Below are 20542 nucleotides of genomic sequence, written 5' to 3'. Positions count from 1 at the left end.
TTTAAATCTTGTAACAGATCGTTTTCATGATTTATAACATATCCAAATCGACATTTAAAACAGTACTTAGTTTTTTTAGCGTATCTATTGTACCGGTGCGTGATCCTTTTTCAATAACAGAAATATATTGCTTAGTTTTACCAATTTTAATGGCTAATTGTTCTTGGGAAAACCCTCTATATTCACGGTAAACTTTAATAGAATTTTCACCGTTTAAGATTTTTTGTACTAACTCTTCAGGGAAATATTCTTCATTTTTAGCTATCCCTTCAGCGTATAATTCTTCATCGGTGATGTGACATTTTTTAAAGTTTATAAGTTCCTAATGCTCATTAAAAGGTATAATAATAAAAGCAGGTTTTCCTTGATACTCTATTATATGTTTACTACTCATTTGTACACCTCGCCTCTAACATCGATATTGATTACTAGAATTTCTAATTTTCCTGTATCTATTCTATATATAATTCGGTAATTTCCAACTCTTAATCTATACCCCTCATGCCCTATTAGCTTTTTAATATTATTATTTTCCTTATAAGGGACTATAGTTTTAACTGCTCTAATTTTTCTAATATAATCTTTCTTTTATTTGCAGAAATTTTGAGTAAATTTCTTAAAGCTGTTTAATTTATAATATTGGTCAACATATAGTTGACATTAAAAGAAATAATTTAGAACTTTGCTTTATTAATACTTGTTTTCTAAATGAAGATTGACTTAAATAACTCTATTTGTTATAACTTCTTAAATTAAGCCAAAAAACAATTATCATGAATTCGCAAAAAACATTACCGCTTCTGCCAAAAGCCACGGCTATGTGGTTAATTGAAAATACTTCTTTAACTTTTAAACAAATTGCCGGTTTTTGCGGTATTCATGAATTTGAAATAAAAGGTATGGCTGACGGTGAAGTAGCACAATCTATAAAAGGTTTAAATCCAATTGCAAATGGTCAGTTAACTTTAGAGGAAATTGAGCGTTGCAGTAAAGATCCTAATACTAATTTACAAATTTCATATAGCCCTGCTGATGAATTGATGAAAAATCAGAAAAAACAGCGTGCTAAATACACTCCTATAGCAAGACGTCAAGATAAACCAGATGCTATATATTGGTTATTGTCTAATTATCCGAACATCCAAGACCATCAAATAATTAAATTAATAGGTACTACTAAAACTACTATAGATGCTATTAGAACCCGTAGCCATTGGAATATGAATTCTATTCGTCCTCGTGATCCTGTATTACTGGGGATCTGTAGTCAAATAGACCTGAATAAAATAGTAGAAAGCCTAAAGCCTCCATAAAATCCTACAAAAGAATCGTAAAATTATACTCACTTCTATCCTGCGAAAAGCTTGCTTACGTGAATTATTTTCTGATTGCCCGCTTTGATCAGCGTTATTGCGTGGCTTGTTTATGTCATTCCTGCATAGTCTATGTATTTAATAAGTGTTTAGAATAATGCATAATTCTAGATACTGTAAGGAGGTAACGATGGTGGTCAGGTTATTAATTTAATTATAATTAATGAACCGTGCCCCGGTGTGTTACTCCTTACTTCATTTGGTTCCAAACAAATCAATAGAGCAAGGGGTTATTCACGATCAACCATTAAGATCAAGTGAATAACCCCCTTGCTCGTACATGGGACAGGAGAGAAAAACATAACAAAGCATATCTTTATAGGTATCGATGTATCTGAAGATACTTTAGACGTCTGGTTACACCCATTGAATAAATATAAAGTTTTTAATAATGATCAAAAAGGCATTAATGAGCTAGCCGAATATATAGCAGGTTATAGTATTGCTAAAATTGTAATTGAAGCTACCGGTGGGCTTGAATATAAAGCGGCAAACACCTTATAAAAAGCAGGATATTTGGTGTCAGTAGTTAATCCTTATTTTACATCAGCATTTAGAACTATGAGAGGTAAGTTTACAAAAACTGATACCATCGATGCACAAATGTTAGCATTATTTGCAGAAAAAATTAACCCTGAATCTAGAAAAGTAGCGAATGAGATAGAAAAAGAATTAAAAGAACTTACAGCTAGACGTAACCAATTAATTACTATGATAGTATCTGAACGCAATCGCTTACGTAGAGTTACTAATCAAAAAATAATTAATAGTATAAATAATGTTATTGATTTACTTAATAGCCAAAAGGAATAAGTAGAAAAGCTTATATTACATCTTATTTTAAATCTAGAAAGTTACAAAGAAATATATAATTTACTCATTACTATCCCAGGTATTGGCTCGATTATAGCAATAACCTTAATTACAGAATTACCGGAGCTTGGTAATTTAAATTGTAAACAAATAGCTTCTTTAGTAGGAGTAGCACCTCACTGTAAGGAAAGTGGCAAAACAAGATTTAAAGCAAAAACTAAAGGTGGTAGAAAAACGGTACGGGCAGCATTATATATGGCAGCTGTTATGTCTGTAAGATGTAATTCTGCAGTTAAACCTTTTTATAAAAGACTTGTAGAAAAAGGAAAGGCCAAACAATTAGCTCTTACTGCTGTAATGCGAAAGATAATAATAATTATCAATAACATTGTTAAAAACAAACGACCTTGGCAGGAACAATATAAACAAATTATCTTGACTTCTTAAACATAAATCACCAGGGCGTTGTTGTATGGATAATTAATCGTCATTGCGAGAGTCATAGACTGCGTGGCAATCCAAAAAAAATAATAAAAAAATTCTGTAAATCAGAATTTTTTTACTTTCTTGCTTAGTCAATTGCTATGCAATTTTCTCGCAAACGGATTTTTTTATGGATTAAAAAAGTGATTTATTGCCTAATAAGTCGTTTATCGCTAGGTAAAGTATAACTTTTATCGGTAGAACGACAGGGACAAATATCAATTCCTCCACGCCTAGTATATACTATATAAATAGAAAGAAAATCAGGATTTATAGCGTTTTTAATGTCTGTAAAAATACGCTCGGCACACTGCTCTGCAAACTCATTACAATTTCTAAAAGATATTAGATATTTCAGGAAATAATCATGTTTTAACTTTTTTCCTTTATATTTTATAATGATTGTACCCCAATCCGGTTGACCGGTTACTAAGCAATTTGATTTTAGTAAATTAGAATTAATCTCTTCTTCTACCAAAACATCTTCATACTCAATTAAACTATTATCGGGTGGACCGTAATTATTGCATACTATATCTAAATCATCGATATTTTTACCGCTTGGAACACCAAATTCTATTTTTGTATTTATAGGCCATATCCGTCCTGTTACTTTAGCGTATGTAACATTACTTAGATCCTGCAAGATAATTCTTTCTAGTTCTTCTATTGATTCAACAACAAAGTTATTAAAAGAATTTAGATATAATTTAAATGATTTTGATTCTACTATATTTTCAGAATCCGTCGGTATATAAAAAGTGCCTACTCCAACCCATGGCTTACCGTTCTTATTAAGACAAGATAGTTCATATGTATTCCAAACATCTACACCGTAAAACGGAAGATTATTACTATTTATTCCCAGTTCGTTTCGATTATTTATACGTGGAATTTTAAATAATAAAGTCGCATCATAACTATCTTTATAAGTACTTTTTTTACCAAGTAAAGAAGTAGATAAAGGCATTAATTATGCTCCTTGTGCTAAAATTTCTTTTTGTTGTAATTCATCATATTCTTTTAGCATATAACCGCGTCCCCATACTGTGTCGATATAATCTCTACCGCCGGCAGCATCACTTAACTTTTTACGAAGTTTACAAATAAATACGTCAATAATTTTCATTTCCGGTTCGTCAACACTACTATATAAGTGATTTAAGAACATTTCTTTAGTTAAGATAGTTCCTCTTCGGAGTATTAATAGCTCTAAAATAGCATATTCTTTGTTCGTCAAATGTACCTTTTTGCCGTCAACTTCTACACTTCTAGTATCTAGGTTTACGCTAACCTTATCAAACCTAAATACTGATGCTGCATGCCCTTTAGAACGTCTAACTATAGCTTTAATTCTAGCAATTAATTCCTCTCTTACAAACGGCTTGGTTAGATAATCATCGGCTTCGGAAGAGAAACCGGTAATTTTTTGATCCGTATCCGTTAAGTTAGATAAAATTAAGATTGGAGTTTTTATTTTGGCAGCACGCAATCTTAGTAATATCTCAAAACCATTAATATCCGGTAACATAAGGTCTAAAATCACTAGATCATAACCACCGACTTTACCAAGTCTTAAACCTTCCACACCAACTGAAGCTTTATCGCAAACTATCCCTTCTGAAGCTAAAGTTAGCTCAATTAAGTTAGCCATTTCCGGCTCGTCTTCAATTAACAAAACTCTCACTATTTTTCTCCATAAAATTCAATTTTTATATTGTGCTATAATTTAATTACAGTTAATTATTGTTAACTAAATTATAATTTTTTATCTAGTGCTTTATACATTCATTAATTACATAAGTAAAGAATATTTAATCAAATTGATAAAATTTTTACTATTAAGCTCTATCTATGATTTAAAAACCATGGCGTTTAAAACGAAATTTATTAAATAATTAAATGATTTTCTTAGTTTTGATGCTCCGACATTTTCTTATGATATAAGGCACCAAAATCTATAGGATCAATCATTAAAGGCTGGAATCCTGCATCTTGAGTACAACTAGCTATAATTTTTCTAGCAAATGGAAATATCATTGCCGGACAATGAACTGATAATAAAATCGGATGTTGTTCAGCATCAATATTAATTAAATTAAATACTCCGGCATATTTTAATTCTATCTGAAATAATTTATATTTTTCATTTCTTGCGATTGCTTCGATATTTAATTCTACTTCATAGAAATTTTCTTCCGATAAATTAGTAATATTTATATCTAGAGATAAATCAATTTGAGGGCGTTGATCCAAAGCCGCAAGAGAAGACGGGGCAGAAGGGTTCTCAAGAGATAAATCTTTTATATATTGTGCATTAACGGAAATATGCGGCATTGCCTCATTAGTATCAGTGTTTATTGTACTCATAAAAATCCTTATTAAAAATTTAATATAATTTTTTACATAAAAAAGTTATGTTAAAGGTAAAGTTACGCCTACTTGTTTCATATATTTTCCTTGTCGATCAGCATATGAAGTATCACAAATTTGATCACTTTTTAAAAATAAAAACTGACAAGCTCCTTCATTTGCATATATTTTAGCAGGTAATGGAGTAGTATTAGAAAACTCTAAAGTTACATGTCCTTCCCATTCTGGTTCTAACGGAGTCACATTTACTATTATACCGCATCTTGCATAAGTGGACTTGCCGACACAAATAACTAATACATCACGCGGTATTTTAAAATATTCTATAGTCCTGCCAAGGGCAAAACTATTAGGTGGAATAATACACACATCTACTTCTCTATCAACTAAATTATATTCACTGAAATTTTTTGGATCAACCGTAGTAGAATTTATATTGGTAAATATTTTAAATTCATTAGATACTCTAGCATCATAGCCGTAAGAAGATAAGCCGTAAGAAATAATCTTTTCTTTATTATGAACTCTTACCTGCTTTTCCGCAAAGGGCCTTATCATACTTTGATTTATAACAGCTTCTTTTATCCACTTATCTGACATTATAGCCATAATCAAAACTTAATTTAATTAATAAACTAATGATTATAACTCATAATTATTTACAATACAAAATTTTTCTTTAAAACTATAAGTCTGAGACTACTTGAATAATGATAATGATAATAATACAACATTGTATACTTAAAATTAAATTATTATAAATTAAAATAGTTTTTTATTGTCAATTCTGAAAAGATTATTATATTCTAGCGTAGTTGGTTTATATTTATTAATACTAAAATTTATTTTGTAGTATTAAATTTTATTATTTAAGTTTATAGGGACTTTATTAAAATGAAAAAATTATTATTAGCTGCAAGTATTATTTGCCTTGCATCGGCTGGTCTTGCCGAAGAAAATCCAATACCTGTTATTTCTAATTCTGATACTGAAATAAAATTAGAAGGGTTCTATTTATTTGAAAACGGTTATATTAAACAGGATCATTTAATTTTATTTGATAAAAATGTAACTGATAACAGGAAAAAGCTAGGGTTTTACACGGAAGCAGCGTTTGCAGCAACTATTACTAAAACTATCAATGATGTAATAGCAGGTGCTAAAATAGTGCTTCAGCCTACTACAAGAGCAAAAACCTCTACAAGTTATAATGGATCACATATCTTTATTAAAACTAGTTACGGTAAAGTAGAACTCGGCTCTCCTGCTGATGTAAGTGCTAAATTGCGTATTACCGGTAGTCAAGTAACTGCAGGTACTGGAGGATGGTGTAGATATGCTCTACTTGACGGTCAGTATATGAGGTATAAAGGCTTAAAACCAGATTTTGATACTAGTGCTAATTTTTATCTTGAATCATACTCGAATTATTTTGATCAAATCAATGATAAAGCTGAGAGAGCTAGAAGATTGAACTTTTTTACGCCTAAAATGAAAGGCTTCCAAGCCGGTATCTCTTATACTCCCGATACTGCTAATACGGGCGGTAACAAAGATATAAATAATTTAACACTTGAAAGGTCAGGAAGAAACGGGGTTAGTGTTTCTAGAACCGGAATAAAGACGGTTAAATTAGAGAATAATGAAACTATGACTATTAATCAGAATATTAGAGATGCTTTTTCTGCCGGCTTAACTTATGAACATGAAATTAGCGAAGATGCAGACTTAAAATTATCCGTTACCGGAGAGTACGGTAAACCTGCTCGTCGTCTTATTCATGCTAAAATGGACGGAACTAAAGTAGTAGAAGTATTAAATACTTATAAGCTTTCTAATTTAAAAGCATATAATCTTGGAGCCGTATTTACTTATGGTAATTTCTCTTGTGGAGCTTCTTACGGTAATTTAGGTAAAAGCTTAACTGCTAAAGAATATTATAAAGTCGGTCGTGATACCTATTATTACAATGGAGCAGTTGCTTATGGACAAGGACCTATAAAAACAAGTCTTGAATATCTCAAAACTTCAAGATATAAAAACACCGTTGATGCTGTAAGCCTCGCTACTGAATATAAGATCATGCCTGGTTTATTACCATATGCTGAAATTTCTCATTTCCAAGCTAAAGGTAAACCTGTATATTACCCTGAAGCACCTAGTAAAACAACACGAGGTACTGTTGGTCTTATAGGTACAAAACTTAAATTTTAATGATCTATAGAGATAAAATACATCGTCAAATTTTCCATGTCATACCGTGGCTTGATCACGGTATCTAGAGAAATTAGTATTTTAAGCTAGATACCGCACTCAAGTCGCAGCATGACGACTGAAAAATCATTCCACGCAACAAAGCCTCACAGGGATAACATCGAGGACTTTCTAAAAACTGTTCAGAACTATAACTAAAAAATCGGATATAAGTATTATTGTAAGAATTAACAAAATTACTAACAAACTCGTTATGTTCTTCATGAAAATAAACGAATTTCATCACTAGACCTCTTCGGAAACGAGGATTTAGGGAGGAATTTGAAAAAGGAGACACGGAACACAGAACCACAGCCGTACACAAGCGTACGTGAGGATTCGAGTACCGGATCGCTTAGAGCAATCTTATGCCTTGATTATTCCATTTTTTTAATTGAACTATCAATAAACTTTATAGTTCCATCGTTGCAATAGTCTTGTTTTCTCTTCTGTTAAATCTTTAAACCATTCTATTAGCTTACAGTTCTCTAATCCTTGTCAAATTATGCTTAGTTTTGTACTTCATGTACTTAAATGGTATATTTCAGAAAGCTACAGCCAAGATGAATTTAAAGTTGAGCCTACACAGCGTAAATTACATAAGTACCGGCGAACCCTAAAAAATTCGTGCTATACTGCCTTTTGATTAAATAAAATTATATATTTTACTTTTTTTATTTTTAGATATTGACTTTCTTTGATTACCATATATTGTGATGCAACCATAATATATGGTAATCATGTGATATATGATTTTTATTATTTTAAAATAGGAGTAACACTATGAATCATGCTCAATTTACAAGCTCAGGATATTCCTTTATAAATGGATTAAAAGCAGTTACAAGGTATGCAACCGCTTCTAAATTATTATTTAAAGATGCATATAATTTTGTTTCTAGTTCCAACTTAAAAAAATATTTACAATATTACATGCTTTAAATATTCAGAAAGTCTATACAAAAGACGGTGATTTTGAGGCAGCATTGAAGTTTTTTAATATGAAACAGTATAGTTCTCTAAAGATAGATGTAACTCAGAACATAGAAAAACCCGCGTCAGAAAACAATGAAAATTTTTTCTCTCCTATATTAAATGTATTTAAAAACATGATGGAAACAAGTAATATTATAGATAAATATATTACTGCAATCCCTCATTTAATGAGTATAGGTTTTACCTTAAAAAAAATTTCAAGCCCCAACCACGTTATAAGCAAATTTGATGCAATAAAGGTACCAGCACTTATGGCAGCTGCTACTGCTATCGGAGAACCTTTAATAGATACAATTAAAGAGGATTGTTCTACTATAATTCAATTTTTCAAAGATAGTAATAGCTCTTAACTGGTGTTTATAACCTTTTCAGTAATAATAATGAAGATTTTACATATTATCAGTTAGAGGAAGGTCATCAGGATGATCAAGTTGATGTTATAGGAGTAGGAGATAGTAACATCTATTAATTTTAAATAGGCAAGATGAATTTAAAAGCCTATAAAAACTTTTAATAATAGGACGATACAAGCGAATTATTTACAAATTCGCTTGTATCAAACCATATAAAATATGCTGTTTTTTTTGTATATATTCAATCTTTATTATAATTATGATGAAAATCTATTATTTTTTGGGAAACCCATAGGAGGTAATTTACCGGTACTACCTCTTTTTCCTAAAAATGCAATAATATTTTTCTCGAGCTTTACTTTTCCATTGTTATTCCAGCCTAAGCCATCTTCTTTATTAAATATTTTAATATCTAAAAGTTTTGCATTCTTAAATTTTTGCAGCGTTACACCTTGCCCTTTTTTCATTTCAGGTATTTCATCTACATTAAATACCAGTAATTTACGGCTTTCACCGATACAAGCAATACTATCCCCGTTTACAGGTAAACAAGCTATACATGCATGACCATCCGGTACATTCATAATTTGCTTTCCTGTTTTTGTTTGAGCCATTACTTCGTTTGAATTAACTAAAAAACCCTTACCTATGCTACTTGCAAGTAATAAAAGCTGATCAGGCTTATAGACTAAAATATTAGTAATATCATTATTCCCTATATCTACAAGTAGCTTTATAGATTCTCCCGTTCCTTTACCTTTGGAAATATTATCAGCAAGTAATGTAAAAAACCTCCCTTCTGAACTAACTATTAATACTTTATCAGTCGTGTAAGCTTCTAAAATAAATTTTTCTGCATCACCTTCTTTATATTTAATAGTCGATAAATCGGTGTTATGACCTTTTAACGAACGTGCCCACCCCATTTTTGAGCAGATAATAGTAATCGGTTCTTTAGTAATGAAAGCCGTTATATCAACTACTTGATTCGTAAGCGTTACTTCTTCAAAGCTTGTACGTCTAGCTCCTATTACTGTATTTAATCCGAATTTCGTTTGTACTGCTTTGATTTCTTTTTTAACTATTTTCCATAGTTCTTTAGGATTATTTAAAATCTCTTCTAATATAGCTTGTTGCTTCTGCAAATTACTATGCTCATTAATCATTTCCTGCTCTTCAAGTTTGCGTAACGAGCGAAGACGAGTATTTAATATTGCTTCTACTTGTATTTCGGTTAGTTTAAACCGCTCCATCATTATCGCTTTCGGCTCATCCTCTTCACGAATAATTTTAATGATTTCATCAAGATTTAGATAAGCTATCCTAAGCCCTTCTAGAATTTCTAAACGATGCTTGATTTTATTCAAAAGATATGTTGATCTGCGAGTAACAATATTTTGTCTATGATCTAGAAACTCTTGTAAAATCTCTAAAATATTCATTACTCCCGGCACGTTATTACTGCCGATTACATTCATATTTAGCTGAATGCGGCTTTCTAAATTCGTTAGCTTAAATAGAGATTCCATAACTATTTGCGGATCACAACTACGATCTCTAGGTTCGATAATTAATCTAATAATATCAGTTGATTCATCTCTAATATTGCTAACAAGCGGGATTTTTTTATCCTTTAGTAATATTGCTATTTGTTCTATAAGTTTTGATTTCTGAACCTGATAAGGTATCTCGGTTACGACTATCTGATATGTACCGTAACTTAGCTCCTCTTTTTCCCATCTGCTTCTCACTCTAAGACTACTGCGTCCAGTAGTATATGCAGCATTAATAACTTCAGCTTTATCAATAATTATGCCGCCGGTCGGGAAATCAGGACCTTTGATAAAGTTCATTATATCATTAATTTCAGCTTTCGGGTGGTCGATTAAATGTATTAGAGCATCACAAAGCTCATGTAAATTATGCGGCGGTATATTGGTTGCCATACCGACTGCTATCCCTTCAGAACCATTAGCTAGTAAATTCGGAAAACTTGCCGGCATTATTACCGGTTCTAAATCGGAATCATCATAAGTAGGGCGAAAATCTACCGTATCTTTATCGATGTCCTCCATTAATAACGTACATATTTCCGTCATACGTGATTCGGTATAACGCATAGCCGCCGCATTATCACCGTCGATAGAGCCGAAATTACCCTGTCCATCAATTAAAGGATAACGCAACGAAAAATGCTGAGCAAGGCGTACCAAGGTATCATACACTGCCACATCACCGTGCGGGTGGTATTTACCTATTACATCACCGACCACCCTTGCACACTTCTTATAACCGGAATTCGGCTCAAGCCTTAGCTGTAGCATTGCGTATAATAATCTACGATGTACAGGCTTGAGCCCGTCACGTACGTCAGGAAGCGAACGTGACATAATTGTCGACAACGCATAAGCAAGATAACGCTCCGATAATGCATTAGCAAAGTCAATATTTTCTATTTTAGCTTCTTTCATAAGTTATTTTGTATTTGTTTTTGTTACATGACTCCTATGTCATTCCTGCGAGGCATTGTTGAGTGGTTCAGAAAACGCATTCGATGTCATCCCTATGAAAGCAGGGATCCAGAAAAAATAACCTTAATATAGGTACAAAATTATATACTATTAATAAAATAAATATATAAAACACGTTTTTATATATTTTACTGGCTTCCCGCTTCCGCGGGAATGACATAGAGTATACAAATATCACTTCAACACACAACTCTGCTTGTTATAAGCTAATTTCTTACAAACCGCTTTAGCTTGACTAAGACTACCATAATCACCGGCTAAGATTAAATAGAAAAATTTGCCGTCGTCATATTTAACTTTTTTGGTTGTGATAACAACATTTTTAAGAATTTTCGGGAATTTCTTTTTTATTCTTTCCCCTTCTTTCATTGCTTCTGCTTCAGATTTTACCGAACCTAGTTGTACTTTATAACTTTCATTATTTTTACAATTTTTAGGATTATTAGACTTATCTTTACTTCCTTTTTCAAGCTTTATTATATTTAAATCCGTTTCATTTTTGGAGTTATTATTTGGCTCTATTAATGCAATAAGGTTAGATATTTCATCAAAAGATTCATCGCTTTGACTTTGGTTACGAGAATCTATACTCATAGGTTTCTCAGGGTCAGGAAGCAATTTTACGGTTTTAATATTTGTATCTTTAGCAATAAGATTTTCATATATCGTACTATGTACTGCTGCTATTTGGTTATTTTCTATTATAGACGGTTTTATTTTTGTAGGCAGTTCATCAGGATAAATAGTAATTACCGGTTTGCTATTCTGATAATATTGATAACCAAAATAAATAGCGGATATACATATTAAGCACACTAGAAATATTTTAATAAAAATATTATTGATCATATTTAGTAAACGAAAAATTAGTAGACAAAGATCAATTTCAAAAAGAGCAAGAAGTTCACAAGGCGAGGACCGCAACGTATACTTAATACGTGAGAACCGCAGCTCTTGTAGAACAACATAGCCAATTTTTGAAATTCATCGAGTATACAATTACATTTTGTTCATCGGTTCTACACCTATCACTTCAAGGCCGCTAGCTATAACTTTTTGTATAGCTTTAGCAAGAGCAAGGCGTGCTAGAGTTAATTCTTTATTGTTTTCAATTACAAATCTATAGTCTCTATTTTCTTTACCGAAATTCCATATAGAATGAAATTTTGAAGCTAAGTTTATTAAATAAAATGCGATGCGATGCGGTTCAAAATATTTTGCAGATGCTTCTAATGTTTTTGTCCACGCAGCTAAAAGTTTTATGATTTCAATCTCTTCTTCTGATGATAATAAAGATAAATCATACTTACCTTCTTCAAAGTCATTATAATATTTCGGCATTAGTGCCATAGCTTTCGATAAAATCGATATTGTTCTTACATGGGCATATTGTACGTAAAAGATAGGATTTTCTCTTGATTGTTCTTTTACTTTTACTAAATCAAAATCAAGCGGCTTATCATTTTGTCTAGTCAACATCATAAATCTTATGATATCTTTCCCCACCTCATGATTTACATCTTGCACACTAGCAAAGCTCCCAAGACGTTTTGACATTTTAACCGGCACACCGTTTTCAACGAAATTGACCAATTGACAGATTTTAACGTCTACTTTAACCTGTTGCTCTTTGCCTAGAGCCTTAACTATTGCCTCAATTCTTTTAACATATCCGCTATGATCCGCACCAAGTACGTAGATTAAGTGACTCGCTCCTCTATCTATTTTATCCTTAGCATATGCAAGATCGGAAGCAAAATAAGACCAACTTCCGTCAGCTTTTTCTATAGGACGATCTTGACTATCACCATACTTAGTAGATTTAAATAATTTTTGAACTCTGTTATCCCATTTATCGTGAACTTTACCTTTAGGAGCAGAGAGCGTTCCTTCATAAATTAACCCCATACCGGTAAGTAATTTAACTGTTTCCTCTATCTCGCCTTTATCATGCAATGACTGTTCAGAAAAAAATATATTATGTTTAATACCGAGATCTTCTAAATCTTTTCTATTTAAATCAAGCATTTTTTCTACGGCAAAATTTTTGACTATTTTGAACCTTTCCGCTTCATCCATCGTTAATAATTTATTACCGTATTCTTTCGCTAAAATTTGCCCGAGCGGGATTAAATATTCTCCAGGATATAAACCGGTAGGGATAGTAATTTTTTCGCCTAAAGACTCTCTATAACGTAATAATACTGTACTAACTAAATCATTTATTTGTGAGCCTGCATCATTAACATAATATTCTTTTGTAACAGAGTAACCTACCTTTTGCAAAATTCTTGCTAGCACATCACCATATACTGCACCCCTAGCATGTCCTATATGCATTGGACCGGTGGGATTTGCCGAAACATACTCGATGTTAATATTTCTGCTTTTATCTATATCAATTTCAAAAAATTTTTCTTCGTGCTGTAAAATATCTTTTATCGATGCCTGCCAACTATCAGCTTTTATAGTGAAATTAATAAAGCCCGGTCCTGCTATTTCTATACTTGCAATATAAGGTAATGTTATAAGTACTTCTTTAAACTTTAAAGCCACTTCCCGAGGAGAAATACTTTCTTTAGCAGCAATAATCATTGCAATATTACTTGATAAATCACCGTTAAAACTATCTTTCGGTGTTTCAATAGTAGCAGTATTTGCTATTTCTTGATTATTATATAATTGCTGACTTACTGCAATTATATCTTGTTTCAATTGATTAAATATATTCATAATTAAGTTTTTAGATATTATTAAAATTCAGAGAACAAAGTTGATTATATTCCTGAATGGCAAAACGATCAGTCATACCTGCTATATAATCGGCAATAACTCTAGCTTTACTATATGTTTCATTAGAGTCTATTAGCATTTTCCAATTAACCGGTAATAAATTAATATCATCCATATAAACCTTAAACAGACCTTGTACGATTTTAGTACATTTAAGGCGGATGGCCGTAATTTTATTACTTTTATAAACTCGCTCATGTAAAAACTTCTTAGTTTCCTTAATATGTTCATTAGTTTTTTCCGTAAAATCCACTATCTGATAATTCAAGTTACGTATCTCGTCTATATTAGTAATTTTTTCTTTATTTAAATTTTCTTTTGTTTGCCATAATAAATCGGTAATTAACTCATGTATTAGCTTACGTACTACCTCATAAATCAGACATGAGGAGCTAATATTTTTAAATTTTGACTTGAGTTCAAAAACATGCTGATCAATATATTTAAGTTCAGTAAGACTATTAAAATCGATAATTTTAGCACCGATACTATCTTCTAAATCATGCGAAATATAGCTAATATCATCGGCAAGTGCTGCTATTTGAGCCTCTGCTGATGCATACGTATCAAGTTCTAAATCATTTTGCTTATTATACTCTGCTATATATTCATTTATTTCATTGGTTATAGGACCATTATGTTTTACTATTCCTTCTAATACTTCCCATGTTAAATTCACTCCATTATAAGCCGCATATCTTTTTTCAAGTAGTGTTAATATCTTTAAAGATTGAGCATTATGGGAAAAGCCATTATACTCTCTCATACATTCATTTAAAGCTCTCTCTCCCGCATGACCGAAAGGCGTATGCCCAAGATCGTGAGCAAGTGCTATTGTCTCAGCTAAATCACTTGATAAATTTAAAGTATTAGCAACTGAACGTGCAACAGTCGAAACCTCTAGAGAATGAGTTAGCCTATTTCTGTAATGATCTCCCTCGTGATTAATGAAAACTTGAGTTTTATATTGCAAACGCCTAAATGCATTAGTATGTATAATGCGATCACGATCACGTTCAAACTCGTTTCTATAAGATGTTGGGATTTCCTTATATAATCTTCCCCTACTTTTCAGAGGATCAGAAGCGTATGAAGCTAGCATCGTTATCCTTTATTACTTTTTGTAAATAAATAATCGGCATATGAAGATCAACTTTAAAAAGAGCAAGGAGTTCACAAGGCGAGGATCGCAGCATATACTTAATACGTGAGAACCGAAGCTCTTGTAGAACGACGACGCCAATTTTTGAAGTTCATCGAGTATACGAGTATACTTGAAAAATATTCATTATGCTATATAATTTATGAGACTTTTACAAGGTAATTTTGGTGACGATAACAATTACGGATAGAGCTTTTCAGCGAGTTCACAAGTTAATAGAGCTAGAAAAAGATAAGAATTTAGTACTGAGAGTTTCGGTTGATAGCGGCGGCTGCTCAGGTCTTATGTATAATTATGAATTAGTCTCAAAAGATAATATAGAACAAGATGATTATGTCATTACTAAACATAATGCTACAATTATTATTGATCCTATCTCTCAAAAATTTATGCTGGATTGCACTCTTGATTTTATAGAAGAGCTAGGCAGTTCATATTTCAACGTTAGTAATCCGCAAGCTAAAGCAAAATGCGGCTGTGGTAATTCTTTCTCGGTATAAATGCAAGTATTGCGAGTGGGCATTGTTATTAGAATGCCGATGTCATTTCCGCGAAAGTAGGAATCCAGTAACCTTTTGTCATCCTGCGACTTGATCGCGGGATCTTAGAACATAGTCTGTGATATAAAACCCCGTGATCAAGTCATAAGGTGACGCTCATTTCTAGATTCCTGCTTTCGCGGAAATGACATAAACCAGGTCTACACAAGCAAGCCTATCGCAGGAATGATATCGCAACGTCAAACTTTTAATGTTGATCATTAGGTTGCATAGCTGCTCCACCTACCTCAACTTCGTCATTATCACCGTAAGGAGGACACACCATTTCATTACTATTACCGTTATTATTCCCATCTTCTTCGTCATCTGAAGCATTACTATCTACCATAATATAAATATGTTGTTGTTGGGCTTGTTGAGCTATTAAACTTTGTTTTAATGTTTCAGCTTGAGATTTTCTTAAATTTAGCCCTTGTCCTATACATTGCTCCGTAGAGAGAATTTCCAAACTTTGAGATTGTCTTATTAAATCATCGCATATAAAAACTCCGCAGTCCCAAGTATTATCTTGTTGTAGAATTTGTAAGTCTATTATTTTTGCATCAGGATAAACCTCAGTAATAAGTTCTATTAAGTCAGGACGATCATTTAACGATCTGCCCAGAGGATCATTATACGTGTACTAGTTAGGAGTTGATCTGACAGTAAGAAGTTGTTGGGTACGAAAAAAAAGATATACTCGTACCCGGCAAAAATTTAACAACCTCTAAAAAAAGGAGACTGTCAGATGACAATATACCAACAAAAAATAATAAAGCCAAGAATTGGTTTATTACAACTAGCAGAACAACTAGGTAACGTATCGCAAGCATGTAAAGTAATGGGTTATAGCCGAGATACATTTTACCGCTATAAAGAGCTTCATGAACAAGGTGGAGAAGAAGCGCTATATGAGATGAGCAGAAGAAAGCCTTGTTTAAAGAACCGAGTACCAGCAAGTGTTGAAGATGCTATAGTTAATATTGCAGTTGAATATCCCGCTTATGGTCAAGAACGTACAGCTAATGAGCTACGCAAGAAAGGAATAATTATTTCAGGAGGAGGCGTAAGATCAGTTTGGCTTCGTCATGATTTAGAAAATTTTAAGAAACGCTTAAAAGCTTTAGAAAATAAGGTAGCAAGCGACGGTATTATTCTAAATGATATACAGTTAACAGCTCTTGAAAAAGTAAAAAACAAACGTGAAGCAAGCGGTGAGATTGAGAGTTTACATCCCGGTTATCTTGGTTCTCAAGATACCTATTATGTAGGGAATATAAAAGGTATAGGACGTATTTATCAGCAAACTTTCGTTGATACTTATTCTATTGCTATTTGTAAACTTTATACAGAAAAAACAGCTATAACGAGTGCAGACCATCTTAACGATAGGGTTATACCATTTTTTGAAAGCTATAATATTCCTCTGGTTCGGATATTAACAGATAGAGGAACGGAGTATTGTGGCAAGCCTGAGCATCATGCTTATCAGTTATATCTTGGTATTGAAAATATAGATCATTCTAAAACTAAAGCCTATAGTCCTCAAACTAATGGGATATGTGAACGATTCCACACAACTATGCAAGAAGAATGTTATCACATTTTATTCCGCAAAAAGTTTTATTCTACATTAGAAGAGCTACAAACTGATATAGATAACTGGCTTGTAGGTTATAATAATGAAAGAACTCATTCAGGTAAACATTGTTACGGTAAAACGCCAATGCAAACTTTTAAAGATTCTCTTTATATTGCAATTAATAAAAATATTGATAATATAGAGACAATATCAGACAACTTGACCTTAACTTATCAAGCTGCCTGATTACTCAATACTGTCAGATCAACTCCTAACTAGTACATTATACGTAAATATTATCTTATTTGTATTATTATCTTTACTAATCACCATACTTACCTAATATGCATGCCCTGTATTAATAGGCATAAGTATAACTTTACTTTTTTTCCTTCAAATCCTCATATACTCCCTCTCTAAGTGCATCTCTTACTTGTTCAGGCTTTGCTAAATCAACGTGGGTAACTATAGAGAATTTATTTTTGTCTATATTTGCTTCTAATATATTTTTTATATCATCTTCACTATACCAGTAATTTGGTTTTTGTATATTTTCTATAGTGCGAAGTGGGGTGTTGTCCATTGGCTGTGATTGTTGTTGATGCTGTTGTGTTTGCTGCGGCTGAATTAAAGCTTCTTTTTGTGCTTGCTGCTGTGTATTATTCTGTTTGGTTAATTCTTTTTGATCATTAGTTAATTGCTCATTTTGATTTTATTGTACTTTTGGCCACTCCTTGGCTTGCAGCTCCGGCAGTGAAACAAAATCATTTATTATAGTCTGTGTATCACTTAAAAATTTTGTTCTGTCAGCCTCCTTGGCAAACATACTAAGATCCTCTATTTTGCCTTTGTCAAGCATTGCACGTATAAAAGCAGTATTTTTTGCCATATCTGTATCAAAAGCTTTTAAAGCCTTTGATACTAATTCTTGTTTTTCTTTCTCATTTTTGTCAACTCTACTTGCAGCTCTCAAATATTCAAGCCCTGCTTTTGGCATTAAATTTAATTTAAATAAAAATTCTGCTACAGATATATGAAGATCTTTTTCTAAAGATATATAATGTGCTTTTTCTTCTCATTTATTTTTTAAAATACTAAAAATTTCATGAAGAATACTACTACTATCCTCAATATCGGCTATACTTAAACTTACTTTAAAATATTTCATTGCTTCATGAATCAACTTGATAGCGTTCCCATTTTCATTTTTACTTCTACACCATTTCCCTAGTGCTAAAAATAAGTCACCTATTTTTTTATAAATATTGCTAAAAATGTCCGAAAAAGTGTCATGATCATAGCTAAAGTTAAAATCTTTATCAATTTCTAGAGCATTAATATATTCTCTTATTGCTCTAAACCAATCTAATTCCGATTTACTATTTTCATAGATCATACCTAAATAATAATAAGCATTGGCTTTTATTTCATTTATAGATATAACAATATGCTCAGCTTGCGGTCCCGTAAGTTTATCAAGCCATTCTAATGCTTCTTTATAATATTTTTTTTGTTCTTTATTAGATTCTACATTATCGGTTACTTGATAAGGTTTTAATTTTATATCTAATATAGCTTTATCTAATAAATTTTCTTCAATTAAGATTTTTTTGCTTCTTCAACTGCCCCCGTCAGCGGCTGCAAATCTTGTGATTGCGGATAAAGTTTTTTACAAAAAGATAAAGCTTTACATTGCTGATTTAAGAAATATACATAGTGACCTAATACCTCTTGAAAAGAAATTTTATCTTTTATATTTTCTGCCTTATAAAATTTTCTTATAGTTTCTAAAAATGAACAAACCATATTTAGGTGATCATTAGAATATTTAATATATGTATCTTCAAGCTCTTCTATTTCTTTTAAAACAATGAAAAAGTTTTCTTCGGTTTTTTGTATCGGTGATTTATTTAATATTTTTTTGGGTATATAAGGTTTTATTAATGAATAATCACGTAAAAATATATCTGCATTTAATGGGTAACATAAATCAAGCTCATCAAAAGAAATAAATGGGCTTATTTATGTTATGTTTATTGACTTGAAAAAAGTTTATAATAATTTTACCTATAGTTAAAATATTCTCCCTTTACTTGATTTAGATAAAACTTGTGATAAAATTGGCTTCTGTGTTTCTGATTTTTGTGGTTTTATATATACTTCTTTTATTGTAGCCCATTTACCTTGACTTAAGTCCTTAATATTAAGTGTATCTGAAAAGGGTCTTATACATAGGTTTATCAGTTTCTTTACATGTTCGATGATCAATGGCTCATATAAGGTTTTTTTACTCAAAATATCTTGTAGCTCTAATTTCAACGCAATACTTATAAGATTTTTTTATTCCTCAGTTATAAGAGGATTCGCATCGGAACCAGAATTAAGTAGAGCATCTCCTTTACCTTTGGTGGAAGAAGCAAATGCATCCAAGTTAGCATGTTTCTGCTCATCTATTACAGTAATATTAATGTTTTTTTCTTCTTCATTTTTACTCTTAGAAATAGCCTCTATAGTTGTAGAAAGATTTGCATCGGAAGCAGAATTAGATAGAGCATCTTCTTTATCTTTGAAAGAAGCAAATATATCAAAGATTTTACGTTTCTGTTCATCTATGAGAGCAATATTAGCATTTTTTTCTTCCACAGTTTTATAATCAGCAACAGAAATTATATAAGATAAAGCATTTTCTAGTTCATTTTTAATTTCAGGTGTTAACTTACCTTTACTACCTCTAAAAATATTAGTGAATTGTTTATATGTAGAATCCACAATATCATTTGCACTATTATCTCTAATTACAACTGAAAATCTAACTTTTTCGGCTAATTCTAATATTTGCCAGTAAATATATGAATTAAGGATTGTTTGAATAGAACCTATCTCTTTACTATAAACCCCTAGACATTCTATAATATTAATGCCACCTTCATCATCAGATATAAAAAAATTATTAACAAGCTTATTACCGTTCTTTATGCCTGGTCTTTCCAGTTCATAAAAATTTATAAGAGGTTGCAAATTTTTATTTTCGATTTCATCCTCGATGTTTTGAGCTTTTGTTTTCTTTAAATATGCATTTACAAAATTTTCATTAAAAATATCTATTTCAGAAATGAGCCGAAATTCTGAATTATCATTAAAATTAGGAGAGATTTTTAATTCTGTTAGCTTATGTTGATTATTATGTTTTATCTCTAATAAAGTTTTTATTCCGATATTAGTTATTGCTTTATTACTTACTAAAGAAAGTTTAGTTATTGTTTTGTTAAGCCTAAACACACCTCAGCTAAA

General features: G+C 31.6%; 23 protein-coding genes and 1 pseudogene. 8 read left to right on the top strand and 16 right to left on the bottom strand.

Features of this window, described 5'->3' with window-relative positions:
- Positions 1-31 precede the first annotated feature (31 nt).
- The gene (locus tag AB1146_RS03360; RefSeq protein WP_269572128.1) at positions 32-199 is read right to left on the bottom strand and encodes a helix-turn-helix domain-containing protein; all 168 of its coding nucleotides are present in this window, start codon (positions 197-199) and stop codon (positions 32-34) included.
- Between the two features lie 191 nt (positions 200-390).
- The gene (locus tag AB1146_RS03355) at positions 391-465 is read right to left on the bottom strand and encodes a hypothetical protein (protein WP_355404409.1); all 75 of its coding nucleotides are present in this window, start codon (positions 463-465) and stop codon (positions 391-393) included.
- A gap of 308 nt (positions 466-773) precedes the next feature.
- Between AB1146_RS03355 and AB1146_RS03350 the strand changes: the two genes are divergently transcribed.
- From AB1146_RS03350 to AB1146_RS03335, 4 genes are all read left to right on the top strand, one after another.
- Positions 774-1313 (top strand): cell cycle transcriptional regulator TrcR, encoded by a 540-nt coding sequence (locus tag AB1146_RS03350; protein WP_010420445.1) that lies wholly within the window; start codon positions 774-776, stop codon positions 1311-1313.
- Positions 1314-1643: 330 nt separating this feature from the next.
- On the top strand, positions 1644-1877 hold the full coding sequence (locus AB1146_RS03345; RefSeq protein ID WP_010420447.1) for an IS110 family transposase: 234 nt from the start codon (positions 1644-1646) through the stop codon (positions 1875-1877).
- A 15-nt stretch (positions 1878-1892) separates the two neighbouring features.
- The gene (locus AB1146_RS03340) at positions 1893-2186 is read left to right on the top strand and encodes an IS110 family transposase (RefSeq protein ID WP_010420449.1); all 294 of its coding nucleotides are present in this window, start codon (positions 1893-1895) and stop codon (positions 2184-2186) included.
- A gap of 12 nt (positions 2187-2198) precedes the next feature.
- Positions 2199-2633: a transposase gene (locus AB1146_RS03335; RefSeq protein ID WP_083831759.1), complete on the top strand. Its 435-nt coding sequence runs from the start codon at positions 2199-2201 to the stop codon at positions 2631-2633.
- Positions 2634-2817: 184 nt separating this feature from the next.
- Here AB1146_RS03335 and queF read toward each other — a convergent pair whose 3' ends face one another.
- From queF to dcd, 4 genes are all read right to left on the bottom strand, one after another.
- On the bottom strand, positions 2818-3639 hold the full coding sequence (queF, locus tag AB1146_RS03330; protein ID WP_010420455.1) for an NADPH-dependent 7-cyano-7-deazaguanine reductase QueF: 822 nt from the start codon (positions 3637-3639) through the stop codon (positions 2818-2820).
- A 3-nt stretch (positions 3640-3642) separates the two neighbouring features.
- Positions 3643-4356, bottom strand: a complete 714-nt coding sequence (gene ctrA / locus AB1146_RS03325) for a response regulator transcription factor CtrA (protein ID WP_010420458.1) — start codon at positions 4354-4356, stop codon at positions 3643-3645.
- 224 nt (positions 4357-4580) lie between these two features.
- The gene (gene secB, locus AB1146_RS03320) at positions 4581-5039 is read right to left on the bottom strand and encodes a protein-export chaperone SecB (protein ID WP_010420460.1); all 459 of its coding nucleotides are present in this window, start codon (positions 5037-5039) and stop codon (positions 4581-4583) included.
- A gap of 45 nt (positions 5040-5084) precedes the next feature.
- Positions 5085-5651 carry a dCTP deaminase gene (gene dcd / locus AB1146_RS03315; RefSeq protein ID WP_010420471.1) on the bottom strand — a complete coding sequence of 189 codons (567 nt, stop codon included), beginning with the start codon at positions 5649-5651 and terminating at the stop codon, positions 5085-5087.
- A gap of 285 nt (positions 5652-5936) precedes the next feature.
- On the opposite strand from dcd, the gene AB1146_RS03310 reads away from it, so the two are divergent.
- Entirely contained in the window at positions 5937-7256 is a 1320-nt protein-coding gene (locus tag AB1146_RS03310; RefSeq protein ID WP_010420474.1) for a porin, read from the top strand.
- Positions 7257-8296: 1040 nt separating this feature from the next.
- Positions 8297-8641, top strand: a complete 345-nt coding sequence (locus AB1146_RS03305; RefSeq protein ID WP_010420476.1) for a hypothetical protein — start codon at positions 8297-8299, stop codon at positions 8639-8641.
- A 260-nt stretch (positions 8642-8901) separates the two neighbouring features.
- On the opposite strand, the gene parC is transcribed toward AB1146_RS03305, so the two are convergent.
- The 4 genes from parC to AB1146_RS03285 all read right to left on the bottom strand — a co-directional run bounded on the left by parC (position 8902) and on the right by AB1146_RS03285 (position 15070).
- The gene (gene parC / locus AB1146_RS03300; protein WP_010420478.1) at positions 8902-11115 is read right to left on the bottom strand and encodes a DNA topoisomerase IV subunit A; all 2214 of its coding nucleotides are present in this window, start codon (positions 11113-11115) and stop codon (positions 8902-8904) included.
- Between the two features lie 234 nt (positions 11116-11349).
- Positions 11350-12024: an SPOR domain-containing protein gene (locus AB1146_RS03295; RefSeq protein WP_010420480.1), complete on the bottom strand. Its 675-nt coding sequence runs from the start codon at positions 12022-12024 to the stop codon at positions 11350-11352.
- A gap of 150 nt (positions 12025-12174) precedes the next feature.
- A complete protein-coding gene (gene argS, locus AB1146_RS03290; RefSeq protein WP_010420482.1) occupies positions 12175-13908 on the bottom strand; it encodes an arginine--tRNA ligase in 1734 nt (577 codons plus the stop codon).
- A 10-nt stretch (positions 13909-13918) separates the two neighbouring features.
- Positions 13919-15070: a deoxyguanosinetriphosphate triphosphohydrolase gene (locus AB1146_RS03285; RefSeq protein WP_010420483.1), complete on the bottom strand. Its 1152-nt coding sequence runs from the start codon at positions 15068-15070 to the stop codon at positions 13919-13921.
- A 227-nt stretch (positions 15071-15297) separates the two neighbouring features.
- Here AB1146_RS03285 and AB1146_RS03280 point away from each other — a divergent pair, with 227 nt between their 5' ends.
- Positions 15298-15630 carry an iron-sulfur cluster assembly accessory protein gene (locus AB1146_RS03280; protein WP_010420484.1) on the top strand — a complete coding sequence of 111 codons (333 nt, stop codon included), beginning with the start codon at positions 15298-15300 and terminating at the stop codon, positions 15628-15630.
- A gap of 247 nt (positions 15631-15877) precedes the next feature.
- Here the strand turns inward: AB1146_RS03280 and AB1146_RS08510 are convergent.
- Positions 15878-16297 (bottom strand): annotated as a pseudogene (locus tag AB1146_RS08510) (hypothetical protein); the annotation flags it as partial.
- Positions 16298-16417: 120 nt separating this feature from the next.
- On the opposite strand from AB1146_RS08510, the gene AB1146_RS03270 reads away from it, so the two are divergent.
- Entirely contained in the window at positions 16418-17497 is a 1080-nt protein-coding gene (locus AB1146_RS03270) for an IS481 family transposase (RefSeq protein WP_355404292.1), read from the top strand.
- 133 nt (positions 17498-17630) lie between these two features.
- Here the strand turns inward: AB1146_RS03270 and AB1146_RS03265 are convergent, their stop codons facing one another.
- The 5 genes from AB1146_RS03265 to AB1146_RS03245 form a co-directional block, all read right to left on the bottom strand.
- Positions 17631-17834 (bottom strand): hypothetical protein, encoded by a 204-nt coding sequence (locus AB1146_RS03265; RefSeq protein WP_010420488.1) that lies wholly within the window; start codon positions 17832-17834, stop codon positions 17631-17633.
- A 129-nt stretch (positions 17835-17963) separates the two neighbouring features.
- Complete coding sequence (locus AB1146_RS03260; RefSeq protein WP_010420490.1) at positions 17964-18248, bottom strand: hypothetical protein; 285 nt, start codon at positions 18246-18248, stop codon at positions 17964-17966.
- 78 nt (positions 18249-18326) lie between these two features.
- On the bottom strand, positions 18327-18647 hold the full coding sequence (locus AB1146_RS03255) for a hypothetical protein (protein WP_010420494.1): 321 nt from the start codon (positions 18645-18647) through the stop codon (positions 18327-18329).
- 203 nt (positions 18648-18850) lie between these two features.
- On the bottom strand, positions 18851-19057 hold the full coding sequence (locus AB1146_RS03250) for a hypothetical protein (protein WP_010420496.1): 207 nt from the start codon (positions 19055-19057) through the stop codon (positions 18851-18853).
- Positions 19058-19591: 534 nt separating this feature from the next.
- Positions 19592-20530: a hypothetical protein gene (locus AB1146_RS03245; protein WP_010420502.1), complete on the bottom strand. Its 939-nt coding sequence runs from the start codon at positions 20528-20530 to the stop codon at positions 19592-19594.
- Positions 20531-20542: the final 12 nt, after the last annotated feature.

The sequence above is a fragment of the Rickettsia helvetica genome (assembly GCF_963970025.1).
Lineage (GTDB): Bacteria > Pseudomonadota > Alphaproteobacteria > Rickettsiales > Rickettsiaceae > Rickettsia > Rickettsia helvetica.
The sequence above is the reverse complement of the archived record's forward strand: the minus strand, read 5'-3'. Positions and strand labels throughout refer to the sequence as shown.